This is a genomic window from Selenobaculum gibii, from assembly GCF_030273445.1.
Taxonomy (GTDB): Bacteria; Bacillota; Negativicutes; order ICN-92133; family ICN-92133; genus Selenobaculum; species Selenobaculum gibii.
This window is the reverse complement of the sequence record NZ_CP120678.1, coordinates 939,040-952,980: the sequence shown is the minus strand read 5'-3', so window position 1 is coordinate 952,980 and position 13,941 is coordinate 939,040. Positions and strand designations below refer to the sequence as shown.

General features: G+C 36.1%; 13 protein-coding genes. 1 reads left to right on the top strand and 12 read right to left on the bottom strand.

Annotated features, from left to right (window positions below; translation table 11 throughout):
* Nucleotides 1-17: 17 nt before the first annotated feature.
* The gene (gene pcrA, locus P3F81_RS04460) at nucleotides 18-2,240 is read right to left on the bottom strand and encodes a DNA helicase PcrA (RefSeq protein WP_147667978.1); all 2,223 of its coding nucleotides are present in this window, start codon (nucleotides 2,238-2,240) and stop codon (nucleotides 18-20) included.
* Between the two features lie 136 nt (nucleotides 2,241-2,376).
* On the bottom strand, nucleotides 2,377-4,017 hold the full coding sequence (locus tag P3F81_RS04455) for a putative manganese-dependent inorganic diphosphatase (RefSeq protein WP_147667976.1): 1,641 nt from the start codon (nucleotides 4,015-4,017) through the stop codon (nucleotides 2,377-2,379).
* A gap of 288 nt (nucleotides 4,018-4,305) precedes the next feature.
* Between P3F81_RS04455 and P3F81_RS04450 the strand changes: the two genes are divergently transcribed.
* Complete coding sequence (locus P3F81_RS04450) at nucleotides 4,306-5,097, top strand: tRNA 2-thiocytidine biosynthesis TtcA family protein (RefSeq protein WP_147667974.1); 792 nt, start codon at nucleotides 4,306-4,308, stop codon at nucleotides 5,095-5,097.
* Between the two features lie 25 nt (nucleotides 5,098-5,122).
* On the opposite strand, the gene P3F81_RS04445 is transcribed toward P3F81_RS04450, so the two are convergent.
* The 10 genes from P3F81_RS04445 to hisC form a co-directional block, all read right to left on the bottom strand.
* Nucleotides 5,123-6,415, bottom strand: a complete 1,293-nt coding sequence (locus P3F81_RS04445) for a divergent polysaccharide deacetylase family protein (RefSeq protein ID WP_147667972.1) — start codon at nucleotides 6,413-6,415, stop codon at nucleotides 5,123-5,125.
* Nucleotides 6,416-6,606: 191 nt separating this feature from the next.
* Nucleotides 6,607-6,783, bottom strand: a complete 177-nt coding sequence (locus tag P3F81_RS04440) for a hypothetical protein (RefSeq protein WP_309320697.1) — start codon at nucleotides 6,781-6,783, stop codon at nucleotides 6,607-6,609.
* Between the two features lie 6 nt (nucleotides 6,784-6,789).
* Nucleotides 6,790-8,520 carry a phosphoethanolamine transferase family protein gene (locus P3F81_RS04435; RefSeq protein WP_309320695.1) on the bottom strand — a complete coding sequence of 577 codons (1,731 nt, stop codon included), beginning with the start codon at nucleotides 8,518-8,520 and terminating at the stop codon, nucleotides 6,790-6,792.
* Nucleotides 8,521-8,730: 210 nt separating this feature from the next.
* Complete coding sequence (locus P3F81_RS04430) at nucleotides 8,731-9,465, bottom strand: SagB/ThcOx family dehydrogenase (RefSeq protein WP_147667970.1); 735 nt, start codon at nucleotides 9,463-9,465, stop codon at nucleotides 8,731-8,733.
* Nucleotide 9,466: 1 nt separating this feature from the next.
* On the bottom strand, nucleotides 9,467-10,156 hold the full coding sequence (gene hisIE, locus P3F81_RS04425; RefSeq protein WP_147667968.1) for a bifunctional phosphoribosyl-AMP cyclohydrolase/phosphoribosyl-ATP diphosphatase HisIE: 690 nt from the start codon (nucleotides 10,154-10,156) through the stop codon (nucleotides 9,467-9,469).
* Nucleotides 10,150-10,908, bottom strand: a complete 759-nt coding sequence (gene hisF, locus P3F81_RS04420; protein ID WP_147667966.1) for an imidazole glycerol phosphate synthase subunit HisF — start codon at nucleotides 10,906-10,908, stop codon at nucleotides 10,150-10,152. Before hisF ends, hisIE begins: the two co-directional genes overlap by 7 nt.
* A 4-nt stretch (nucleotides 10,909-10,912) precedes the next feature.
* Nucleotides 10,913-11,641, bottom strand: a complete 729-nt coding sequence (hisA, locus tag P3F81_RS04415) for a 1-(5-phosphoribosyl)-5-[(5-phosphoribosylamino)methylideneamino]imidazole-4-carboxamide isomerase (RefSeq protein ID WP_147667963.1) — start codon at nucleotides 11,639-11,641, stop codon at nucleotides 10,913-10,915.
* 19 nt (nucleotides 11,642-11,660) lie between these two features.
* The gene (gene hisH / locus P3F81_RS04410) at nucleotides 11,661-12,272 is read right to left on the bottom strand and encodes an imidazole glycerol phosphate synthase subunit HisH (RefSeq protein WP_147667961.1); all 612 of its coding nucleotides are present in this window, start codon (nucleotides 12,270-12,272) and stop codon (nucleotides 11,661-11,663) included.
* A gap of 20 nt (nucleotides 12,273-12,292) precedes the next feature.
* A complete protein-coding gene (gene hisB, locus P3F81_RS04405) occupies nucleotides 12,293-12,880 on the bottom strand; it encodes an imidazoleglycerol-phosphate dehydratase HisB (protein WP_147667959.1) in 588 nt (195 codons plus the stop codon).
* A gap of 4 nt (nucleotides 12,881-12,884) precedes the next feature.
* Nucleotides 12,885-13,937 (bottom strand): histidinol-phosphate transaminase, encoded by a 1,053-nt coding sequence (hisC, locus tag P3F81_RS04400; RefSeq protein WP_147667957.1) that lies wholly within the window; start codon nucleotides 13,935-13,937, stop codon nucleotides 12,885-12,887.
* Between the last annotated feature and the right edge of the window lie 4 nt (nucleotides 13,938-13,941).

Genomic DNA, 13,941 nt, shown 5'->3' with positions numbered 1-13,941 from the left:
CACCTCTACTGCTTTACTTATACTTTCGTAATCGGTGCATATTTCTGCATTAAAGCTTTAATTCCCTGCTCTGGAAATGCGATTTGGAGCTCAACTTCTTCCCCTGATCCTTTTACTGCAACCACAGTGCCAATTCCCCATTTTCCATGTTTTGCTTTATCGCCAGCACGCCATGCTACATTCGTATCAGGCTTAATCACATCTGCCCTTTGCACTGGTGTCGTCGCTGTTTGCATCTGGTTCGTTGGACGGAAGCTGCTGCTAAACCCAATTTGATTATTGCTCGCATTGGTAAAGCCATAATTATTTGCCCGTACAACCAGCCTATCTAAATATTCATCCGGAATTTCATTTAAAAATCTAGATTGTGGATACGATAATGTCTTTCCATAGATTGTCCGCATTTTGGCATTTGTTAAATACAATTTACGTCTGGCTCTCGTAATCCCCACATAACAAATTCGCCGCTCTTCTTCAATTTCACTTTCATTCATTAACGTTCTCGCATGTGGAAATAACCCTTCTTCCATCCCCGCAATAAATGCAATTGGGAATTCCAGACCTTTTGCGGAGTGAAGCGTCATTAACGTCACGCGATCATCTTCTAAATCGGCATTATCAATATCTGATACCAGCGCAACTTGGCTTAAGAAATTTTCCAAATTGTCCACTTCACCGCTTTTAGCAAAATCTTTTGCCACACTTAACAGCTCTTTCAAGTTTTCAATTCTCGTTTGATTCTCCACTTTATCTTCCGCTTCAAGCTCGGCAAGATAGCCGGATTCTTTCATCACATGATCAATTAAATTCATCACCGACATATTATTTTGATACGCCATCATTTTAAAAACAAATTCTGCAAACAGTTCTAACGGTCGTTTTACACGTGCCGTAATTCCTGGTACCATATCTGGATTTGATACAACATCAAACAACGATAATTGATTTGCATTGGCATATTCATTCAATTTGCCAATCGTCGCATCCCCAAGCCCACGTTTTGGCACATTGATGATTCGCATCAAACTTACGGTATCATTGGGATTAAAAATCACTCTTAAATAAGCAAGAATATCTTTGATTTCCTTGCGATCATAGAATTTTAACCCACCAACCATCGTATAAGGAATCCCCGCGCGCATAAAGCCTTCTTCTAAAACACGCGACTGTGAATTCGTACGATATAATACGGCAATATCTCCATAAGATGTATTAAAAATCGTTTTTTGTTTTACTATTGTATTGGCGATAAATTGCACTTCATCACGTTCATCATTTGCTAAATAACATGTAATCTTTTCACCGGTTTGATTTTCCGTCCAAAGTTCTTTAGGCTTACGGTCGATATTGTTTTCAATGACCGCATTTGCAGCTGCCAAAATGTTTTTCGTCGAACGATAATTTTGCTCTAATTTTATGGTCAAAGCATCAGGATAATCATTTTCAAAATCCATAATATTACGAATGTCAGCACCACGCCAGCCATATATACTCTGATCAGCATCACCAACAACACATAAATTACGATATTTTGCCGCTAATAATTTAGCTAGTAAATATTGTGCCGCATTTGTATCCTGATACTCGTCAATTAAAATATATTTAAACCGAACTTGATAATTCTGCAAAATTTCTTCATGTTCTTGCAGTAAAGTTACCGTTACCATTAATAAATCATCAAAGTCCAATGCATTATTGGCCTTTAATTTTTTCTGATATAACGCATATACTTCCGCGACCTTTTTCGTAAAGAAGGTATCTGCCGAGCGCTCAAATTCACGCGCACCCGTTAAAGCATTCTTGGCGTTAGAAATGACGCCTTGGACGCTATTCGGTGCATATTGTTTGTCATCTAAATTTAGCTCTTTTAAACAATTCTTTATTAAAGTTAAGGAATCGCTGGAATCATAAATTGTAAAATTCTTTTTATAGCCATCTAAAACTTCAATTTCACGTCTTAAAAATTTTGCACAAAAGGAATGAAATGTGTTAAGCCAAACATCTTTCGCTTTATTTCCGATCATTCTATCTACACGTTCACGCATTTCAGCTGCTGCTTTATTGGTAAACGTAATTGCTAAAATATTATAAGGGGCAATCCCTTGTTCTAATAAATTTGCAATTCGGCAAGTTAGCACCTTCGTCTTGCCAGAACCAGCTCCAGCCATGATAAGTAACGGCCCTTTCGTTTGTTTTACCGCCTCGGTCTGCGCTGGGTTTAATCCTTCAAATATATCCATCTTTTCCTCCATCTTTACTTTCGCCAAATCATGAATCTCCGCTATATTCTTATGCATAAAGAATATAGTAACCTCTGAAAACTGATGATTCAGTCTCCAGAGGTTAATTTACGTCTCTATATTTGCGTAACTTATTTTACATATCTTTTTTAGATGCTTCAACCATCGGTGGAATAATTTGTTTTTTACGAGACATTACGCCCGGTAAATAAATCAAATTACCACTTGCATCTTGATGGAATGCTTCACCTATAATCGTTTTTGGATTACCCGTAAACAGTAGATGTGTTCCTTCTTCAATAATATCAGTTACCATGAGCAAACTCATATTATACCCTTCAGCTTCACAAATACTGTTCATACAAGCAATCAATTCATCTTTTAATGCCAATACTTCTTCTGTATCCATAACCGAAATTTGGCTGACTATCATACGATAATCACCAATTTGGAATTCCTTCAAATCATTTTTTGCGATTTCCATCGGTGTCATATCTCCAATACCTGAGCCAGCTTTTAATAATGCCATACCGTGCTCATTAAGATCAACCCCCGCAATTTTCGCTAACTTTTCAGCAGTTTCTTTATCATAAGGTGTGCATGTTGGAGATTTAAATAACACTGTATCGGAAATAATCGCCGATAACAATAAGCCAGCAATATCCGCCGGAATTTCTATATCACGATGCCAATGCATATTAGCTACAATTGTAGCAGTACAACCAACCGGTTCTTGACGCGTAAAAATAGGATCACTTGTTTGAATCCCACCTAAACGATGATGATCAATAATTTCAAGAATTTTAGCTTCTTCAATTCCTTCAACAGCCTGACTCCGTTCGTTGTGATCAACTAAAATTACTTTTTCGCGTTCTGGAATGGATAACCGATCACGACTTACAATACCAATTAATTTTTCATTTTCTACTACTGGATAATTTCTAAATTGTGTCGCTTGCATCGTTCCTTTGATATCACTAAGCATATCTGTTGGTTTAAATGTCGTTACATTTTTTTGCATAATCATACTTACAGGAATACATTGATTTACCAGTCTAGCACAAGTATATGTATCATATGGAGAAGATACAACTAATAAATTTTTCTCTTCTGCAAGCTCAAGTACATTGGCTGGAATTTCACCATCACCAGTAACAATTAAACAAGAAATATCCTGCTGAGCAACAATATACATCGCTTCTTTTCGATCGCCAATCAATACTACATCGCCTGATTTAATAAATTTATGAACAGTCTCACGGCTTCCAGCTCCAATACGTACATTGCCTTTTACCGTTTGACTCATATCGCCTTGATTAATTATTTCCCCATCAACAACCTCAACGATTGCTTTTAATGATACATTAGCTTCTGCTAAGTTTTGCATGCTCAACTCATTAAAATAACGTTTCGCTAAGTCACTCACTGTAACTATCCCGCATAAATGATTATGAGAATCAACAACTGGTACTGATTTCATATCATGTTTACGCAGAACCTCACCTAGTCTTCGTAAATTATCCGTTTCTTTAACTACAATATTACAAGCCAAAGTAACATCTTTTACCCTTGGATATAAATCAGTAATTAATTTCGGCGTTTCCATTTTAAATGCTTCTAATACATATTTCGTTTCTGCATTAATTTTTCCCGCTCTTGCTGGTAAAACATTCTCACCTAATTTTTGTTTCAAATGTGCATAACCAATTGCCGAACAAATTGAATCGGTATCTGGATTACGATGTCCAATCGTATAAGTTGGTTTTGTTGATTTCATAAGATTAACCCCCATTATCTTTATCTATAATAAATTGAATTCATTATACAAAAAACCTGCTTACCTGCCCGCATAGTTTTCATTATATATTATTATACGACATTTTACCTATTCTAGAAAAGTACCCTCCTATTTTTTCTTTTTAAACGAGATATTATAGTATTCCCTAATATTCTCATATTTCTACTTTTGTATTTAGCGAAAATAAAAATATTTATAATCATTCTTTTATTTTTATTGATTTACGCTATAATAAAGAGAATATAAAAGGTTTAATTGAGGTGTAAAATGAATATTCAACTCCCCCAAATGTATTTTAGTAGAATTTTACGTGCGATTGTAGAATTCGATTTAATTGAAGAAAACGATAAAATATTAATCGGTTTATCAGGTGGTAAAGACAGCGTGTTTATGACCTATGCATTGGCTGTACTCCGTGAACGATTAAACAAAAATTTTTCTTTAGCTGCCATCACGATTGATCCTATGTTTACTGATAAATTTGAAACTAGCCGTCTCGAAAAATTTTGCACAGATTTAAAAATTCCATTTTTTACGCAGCAAGTAGATATCGCCGGTATTATTAAAGAACAAAATGGCAAAGATCCTTGTTTTACCTGTGCTTTCTTTCGCCGTGGAGCAGTAAATCGTTATGCTAAAGAAAAAGGCTATAATAAAGTAGCCTACGCACATCACAATGATGATGCCGTAGAAACTTTTTTCATGAGTTTACTTTGCTCAGGGCAATTAAAAACTTTTTTACCCAAAACTTATTTAGATCGCAAAGATTTGACGGTTATTCGCCCTCTTGTCTATTTTCGTGAATCAGAATTAAAAGATAGCGTTCACATTCACGGATTTACGCCAATAGAAAGTCCATGTCCGCTAAATGGAAAAACAAAGCGTCAAGAAATTAAAGAACTCATTGCTACTCTTGGCAAAAATAACCCAATGCTTTATTCTCATCTTGCGGCTGGCATGCGTGAAAGTGCAATCGTCGAGTTATGGCCTCCACAAAAAAATCGTTATGAAATGAAAGATATCTATAACAAATTTATCTATGGAGAAAACAAAAACTGAGCTGAATTTCAGCTCAGTTTTTTTCTTACTGTAAAAGTTCAGTTACAAATACAAATTCAACACCTTTTGCTTCAAGCTCTGGAATGATTTCTTTTATTGCTTTTGCTGTATTCATTCTCGCATGCCCAATTGCAATCGCATCACCATTGCGCAAAGCCATATCGCCAGCAGTTCTTAATTGCATTTTAATCGCATTAACATCACTATCATTATCAATAAATAGTTCATTTTGAGCCGTTGGTACACCAAGTTTACGTGCGGTACTATATGCAACAGAACTACCACTCGTATGACTGTCAATAAAAAATAATCCTTTTCCCTCCATCTCATTCATTACGGTTTGCATAACCCTGTTATCTGCTGTCGCCTTAGATCCTTGATGATTATTTACTCCGGATATATTAGGGACAGCCTCTGTTAACTGGTTAATCACCGCTCTAATTTCACTCTCACTCATGTCAGTATGAATCGTTATCGCTTCTTCTTTTGCCGCACTACTCATAGCTTCCATTGGTAAATGTAAAATAAGTATCCTGCCATCCTGCTTTCCATATTTCATTGCATCCATACTATATGGATGATTTGGTAAAATTGCAAAAGTAAGCGGTCGATGAATTCTACGATAAGCTTGAATTGGTTCCTTTGTATAACCAAAATCATCAATAATTAAAGCAAGTTTCCCCGCTCCTGGCGTAGTTTTTCTTTCCTTAACTTTCTCGACAGTTGCAATATTTTCATTTGACTTTTGTATGACAAAAATTTTAGTTGCAATAATCGTTACATCATCATTATCTTCTAATTTATCTTTTACGCCAATATCATAACGCATCACAGACTGACCATTATATTTGTCAGGTTCTATAGTTAAAATATCAGCCCCAATCTTTCCAAGGCGTTTTTTTAACAATTGCTCAAAATCATTGATTTTGCTTATCTCCAGCGAAATTGGAATCTCACTGCAGGTCCATTTAATTGATCCCTCAACCGATTTTCTTGATACCATTTTGCTTAAATTCTTTACATCAAGAATCGTAGCTCCATTTTCAGTTATCACATCATCAACAACTTGATTCACTTGCTTCGTTTTATCTGTAAAATCAGCAATTGCTGCTGAACCTGTTTTCTCAACAATATAATTAGGCACTGATTTTATATGGTCATCTTTTTTGTCATCGTTAACAAAGTAAAAATATCCGCAAGCCAGTGCAATCGCTAAACTTATCATAAAAAATGAACGAAAAATAGTCCTCGAATGGCTTTGTTTTACTTTTGACTTTGTATTAGTTTTCTTATTCTTCCCTGTTCCATTTGTTGCCATATAAAATCACCTACTTTTCCTGATATGAACCCGGCTGTTTCAGTGGGAGTTAAAGTCCTACTGAAATCAGACACATAATCCAGGGGCTTACGGTATCTTTACTTTCGTCTAGAAGGGAATATTATAGCCCCCGTTAGCCATCGGATAAAAATACTGGAATGTTCATTATTTTAAACATTCCAGTATTTTTTCTATTTTCCTGCTAAAGCTTCATCCACAGCTCGCTTAATTCTCGCTTCACTTATCTTTCTCATACAATAAACAAGGCTGTTTTTGCGATAATGTGCATTGATGCAGGCACAACACTTTCCATGATTTTCACAATTCACGTGTGGACACGTACAATTTTCCACATTACATTTTTCCAATATAATCTACCCTCTATTCTGTATTACATCAGATTCTTTAGCAGCACCATTTTTTATTTCCTTATCATAATCACGTTCATTAAAAATACGTTTTCTTGTTATATCAAAATTTTCATTAATAATGCTGCGTCCAGAATTATAATCAGGAGTTTTTATGTCCATAAGATCTAAAAACGTATGAATCATATCATCTGTCATATATGGATTGTCTGTTGAATTCATAATATGCTGCATCTTCTCTGGATAATTCTTTTTAAACTCTTCTGAACCCCATATCATCATCGGAATTTCTATCATGTGACGATTTGGATTTTCTTCAATATGTCCAGTGAAATTTTGCTCATCATATACAGCTTCGCCATGATCTGAAACATATAAAACAACGGTTTCTCTATCCCTAAATTTATTAATAATTTCATTGACGACAAAATCATTATAATAAACAGCATTATCATATTGGGCAATAATCGTTTTCTTTTCATCATTGACATCAAGATGAATATCATCTTTGGAAAATTTAGAAAAAGCATAAGGAAAGCGATTATAATAAAGTCCATGTGCTCCCATAAGATGAATCACAAAAAAATTCTTTTCCCCCGGTTCTAGCAATGCGCGATCTATTAATGGAAATAACTCCCCATCTACAATCCCATAATCTTCTCTGGATTCACGAATCCTTGTAAACTCATGCTTTGTACTATGTTGCGCAAAAATCTGAGCAACGTTGCCCCAAATTCCAGAACTCTCTTGATTTGATAGCCAAAAAGTCTTATAACCTGCCGCATTTGCAATATCAATCAAATTATTATATTTATACCACTCTTTATCCGATTCATAATTACAAAATGTAAATAATTTACTTAATACGGCAATTGTCGTTGAATGTGGACTAATAACATCAGTAAAAACTTGTAATTCTTGATTATCGCGCATTCTTTGAAAATTAGGCGTATTCGGCAAATAATAGCCATATACACCCATATGATTTCTATTCGTCGACTCTCCTAAAATTAAAACAACATTTTTAACTTTAGATTTATTTTCCCTTAACTCAATATTGGCGTTTAGCTTTCCTGATAAATCATCATACGCTTCTATATTTTTCAAAGCCACTTTTGCTGAAGCATATGCACGCTGAAAAGGAATAAACTGATGATCTATAAAAAATTCACCATAACAATAAAACATCCGTACCATATAAAAAAGACCTATAACAAAAACGCCCATTGCAAATTTGTTGAAATGAGGTTGACTACGCACACCATCAATCAGCCTGCGCTTTCTCACAAAATAAAAAAATACTAATGATAATACGACATAGGCAACTTCTTTTACACCAACATACATATCCAAAAATTCTAAAGCTTCACGAAAATTTGTCTCAAATAATGAATTAATAATTCCTGTACCAATTAAAGACTGATAATTATACATCGTAAAAAATTCAACACCAAAAATAATAGATGAAATAAATAAAACAAATCCCTTTACCGTTTCTTTTAGCCAGGTCTTTTTGCAAAGCAAATTAATCATCCCCGCTACAATAAAGACAGCAAAGAACAAACTAAATCCATAACAAAATAAAAGATCTATTTTATCTTCATTAATCAGTGACCAGGCCATTGTCGTAAAGTTGAGCAAAAATAAAGTAATAATAAATCCTAGACAATCCCGAAAAATACATTGCACTTTTTCACCAAAACTTAAAAGTTTCATCTTTAAAACTTTTTTATTCAACACATTCACCCACCACTATATTTTACAAAATAATTCAATCATTTTATTATGATAGACTATAAATAAACTTTAGGCAATATAAAGTTTGCATTTTTTTTTGGAATATCTTAGATTTAAAAATTCTCTTAAACTATTTATACGGTATGAAAATTTCTTATATACCTTTTTCCTGTCTCTAAAACAAAAAAGCAAGCTTTTTGCTTGCTTTTTTCATTTTCCGATACACGCGCCATAAATTGCAAATTGTTTTTCGCCATCTACACCAAGTACTTTATTCAATTCTTCATCATTAAAAGCTGCGATTGCACAAGCGCCAAAATTTAACGTATTCGCTGCTAAATATATATTTTGACAAACATGTCCAGCATCTAAATGTAAATAACGATACCCACGATCACCATAGCGCCATGTCATGCGTTCAGCAACAGCCGTCCAGATAAAAGTTACCGAACTTGATAAAATCATTTTTTGATTCAAAAATGCTTGCGTAATTTCCTGGGCAATTGTGTCTGATATATTAACCTCAATTAACACATGTTCTAAAGCAAGAAAACGATATAGTCCCGCTGGAATTCCTTCGACATGATTAATTAAAACATAGGTTTCAAATGCATGTCTCGCTCCAGCTGATGGAACATTTCTCAGTGTCCCCGTTTCTGGCATTGCCATTTTTACCCCTTGTGAGCACCACAAGAGATAAGATAAATCATGTAATGTAAGCACCGTATTGTGATATTGTCTTACACTTGTTCTAAGTTCAATCAGCTCTAAGAAATTGACTTCTTTTTCGGCTAGCATATCAGGCTCGGGTAATTTTACCATTTTTACATTCGTCTGATATGGCAATTCAAATGCTGGCATTGGCAAGCCTTGTTTTTGTCCACTCGGGTTCAGATTTTCATACGTCGTTGCTTGCATAAATTGAGTTCCAACTGATTTTTCCATATTACTCTGGTCTTTGGAAACAATGATAGTTTCCACCCTTTCTGCGTTTTTCTAGTTCTGCTAGCAATTCACTTGGTGTAATCTCATGAAAAGCCAGTAATACTAAACAATGATACCAAAGATCAGACATTTCGTAAAGAATTTCAGCTTTATCCATATTTTTAGATCCAATAATTGTTTCTCCAGCCTCTTCTACAACTTTCTTTACTATTTTATCTTGCCCTTTTTCAAATAAGTAACTTGTATAGGACCCTTCGGCTGGACTCATTTTACGTTCATTAATTACATGGTATAAATCATGTAAAATCGTCGCTGCACTATTACCATATACTTGTGCCCCATCAAAGATTTTTTCAGCAATATCCTTCGTTTTTATTAGACTGCGTCCGCTAAAACAAGAATATGTACCAGTATGACAAGCAGCCCCAGTTTGTTGTACTTTAATTAATAAACTATCGCCATCACAGTCATAGCAAATATCCTGAACTTTTTGCACATTGCCCGAAGTCTCACCTTTTTGCCAGAGAGTTTGACGACTGCGACTATAGAACCAGGTTACGCCTGTTTCAATCGTTTTTTGCAACGATTCTTGATTCATATAGGCAAGCATTAAAACTTCACCATTTTCATCTTGTACAATTGCTGGAACCAAACCAGCTTCATTAAATTTAACTTGCTCTAAATTCACAATCTAACCTCCACACCACGCGATTTCAAATATTCTTTCACTTGCCTTACGGTGAATGTTCCATAATGAAATACCGAAGCTGCCAAAACCGCATCGGCTTTTCCCTCCGTCAAAACATCATAAAAATGCGCCATTTCTCCTGCACCACCAGAAGCAATAACCGGAACATTCACCGCTTCTGATACGGCTCGCGTCAATGGAATATCATACCCATTCTTCGTCCCATCACAATCCATGCTCGTTAAAAGGATTTCACCTGCACCTAAATCAACCGCTTTTTTTACCCATTCTAAACAATCAAGCCCAGTCGGCGTTCTACCACCATTGATAAAAACTTCCCAACTATTTTCGCCATTTCTTCTCGCATCAACGGCAAGAACAATACATTGACGACCAAACTTTTCTGCTCCCTCAACAATAAGCTGTGGATTTTTTATTGCTGCAGTATTTAAAGATACTTTATCCGCCCCGGCTTTTAACATCCGGCGAATATCTTCTTCAATCCGTATACCGCCACCAACGGTAAAAGGAATAAAAACTTGAGATGCACAAGCCGAAACAACATCCACCATCGTATTCCGCTCTTCATGTGACGCTGTGATATCCAGTAGAACAAGTTCATCGGCAATTTCTTTATCATATACCGCCGACAATTCTACAGGATCTCCCGCATCACGCAACCCAACAAAATTTGTGCCTTTTACAACACGACCACCTTTTACATCAAGACAAGGAATAATTCGTTTTGTATACATTGCATTACTCCCCTTCTGCAACTTTTAACGCTTCTCTTAAATCAAGCGAATCCGTATAAATTGCCTTACCGACAATAACGCCTTCAACGCCTGAACTTTCCACTGCTTTGACAGCTTTAATATCCTCAATTGAGCTTACGCCACCCGAAGCAATTACAGCAATATTGCTTAGTTTTGCTAAACGTGCTGTTGCTTTTACATTTACCCCGTTTAGCATTCCATCACGTGAAATATCTGTATAAATAATCCGTTTGACACCAACTTCAGCCATCTGCTTTGCAAGTGTATCTGCCTCAACGCCGCCTGATACACCCCATCCTTCAACAGCAACACTGCCGTCACGTGCATCAATTCCGACAACGATTCGATCACCATATTTTTTGCAAGCTTCTCTTACTAAGTTTGGATTTTTTACTGCTACAGAACCTAATATCACTCGAGAAACACCTAATGATAAAAGTTCCTCAATATTTTCTAAAGTGCGAATCCCGCCACCGAGCTGTACTGGAATATCTACACTCTTTACAATCGCTTCAATTGCCGATAAATTCACTGATTTTCCAGCCAAAGCCCCATCTAAATCCACAACGTGTAAAAAATCAGCACCCAACGATGCCCATTTTTTTGCCATTTCTTCTGGATTGTCGCCAAAAATTGTTTCTTTATCGAATCGCCCTTCTGTTAAGCGAACACATTTGCCCTTGCGAATATCAATCGCTGGAAATACAATCATGCCAACACTTCCTTACTTTCTATACTGCTTTGTTTTTTACAAAACTCTCAAGTATTTTTAAGCCAACACTACTAGATTTTTCTGGATGAAACTGCATTGCCTGCACATTACCTTTGCCGACAGCAGCCGTTAATGAACTTCCATATTCCGTGACCGCAGTGATAATGGATGCGTCTTCTGGCACGGCATGAAAACTATGGACAAAATACACATATGGATTTTCCGGCAGCCCCTTTAATAGTGACGTAGCATTCTTTAGCGATAAACTATTCCATCCCATATGAGGAACTTTTAACTTAGGAGCAACAATTTGTCTGATTGCTCCCTTAAATATTCCAAGCCCAGCAACACCAGGCGATTCCTCACTACGCTCAAATAAAAGTTGAAGGCCCAAACATATTCCTAAAAAAGGTTTACCAGATGTAGCTGCCTCTTGAATAACCGGAATCAATCCAGCTTTTTTTAACGTCTCCATACAATCGCCAAATGCACCGACACCTGGTAAAACAACTTTATCTGCCCGTCTTATTTTTTCTATATCATTCGTAACGATGACATCTGCGCCAAGCTTTACAAAAGCTTTTTCCACGCTAAACAAATTGCCACGTCCATAATCAATAATCGCAATCATAGAGCATCCTCCTAATTCGCTTACAGCATCCCTTTTGTCGACATCACACCTTGAATACGTGCATCTTTCGTTACAGCCTCACACAAGGCTCTGCCAAGCGCTTTAAAAATAGCTTCCACGATATGATGTGAATTTTTACCATGCAATACTTTAACATGTAAAGTAATTCCTGCTTGCATCGTAAATGCACGTAAAAACTCTTCCGTAAGTTCGGTATCATAATTGCCAATCATCGGTGTTAATGGCTGCGCCACATCATAGACTAAAAATGCTCTGCCACTAAGGTCAAGCGACACCATTGCAAGCGCCTCATCCATTGGCACAAAAGCAGTTCCATAGCGCTTAATTCCAGTCTTACTGCCAACGGCTTTTAACACCGCTTGCCCCAGCGCAATGCCCACATCTTCAACGGTATGATGTCCATCCACCACTAAATCCCCTTGAGAAAAAATCTCCATGTCAAACAAACCATGCTTCGTAAACAAATTTAACATATGATCAAAAAAGCCAATCCCAGTCGAAACCTTCGCAAATCCATTACCATCTAAATTACATTTCACTTGAATATCTGTTTCCCCAGTTTTTCTACTAATCTCTGCAATTCGCATTTTGTCAGCTCCTTTCAACAAAAGCTTTTACAGCACTTAACCACTGGTCATTTTCTTCTCTCGTACCAATTGTAATGCGCAAACAATTCTCTAGCCCCGGCGCATTGCCAAAACTGCGCACACCAATTTTTAAACTTTCCAAATATTCATTTAATGCTACCGCATTTTCATAACGAATCAAAATAAAATTCGTTTCTGAAGGATATACCGTAATCCCTTTTATTTTTTCCAATGCTTCAAACATCCGTTTGCGTTCAGCAACATACATTTGAATTCTCGGTACAAATTCATCGCGCATTTGATATACAATGGCTGCTGCAGCCAAGCTCAACACATTCACATGATAAGGCATACAAGCTTTACCAATCATATGAATGATATCTTTACCCGCTAACATATAACCAACGCGCGCTGCTGCCATGCCATAAGCCTTCGAAAATGTTCTCGCAACAATTAAATTTGGGTATTTTTCAATGAGACTTGCTGCAGATATTCCATAAAACTCTACATAAGCCTCATCTACCGCTAACGGACAATCAATATTTTTTGCAATATATTCTATGTCTGCTAAAGGGATAATTGTTCCCGTTGGATTATTTGGCGTACAAACTACTGCAAGCTTAGCATCGCACTCTTGTACTGCTTGAATAAATTTTTTTACATCTAATGTATAATCTGCTTCTAACGGAACAACTTTAGCTTCCGATTCACTTAGTTTTGCATAGATATTGTACATAGAGAAAGAGGGCATAGGAAAAACGATAGAACGCTTTGGACCGCCAAAAGCAAAAAATAATTTTTCTAAAATTTCACTTGATCCATTTGCAACTAGTACATTCTCTTCATTTAGACGAAAATTTCTGGCAATTAAATCCTTTAAATCATCCATTTCAGTATCAGGATAACGATTAAACGCCACTCTTCCCAAACGAGCTATTACTCGTTCCTCTACCAATGGCGGTAAATTTAGATTGCTTTCATTTGCATTAAGTTTTATCTTCCAATCCTTTTCAGATACATCATACGTTGGTAATGATTCTAATCCTTGTCTATACATTTTT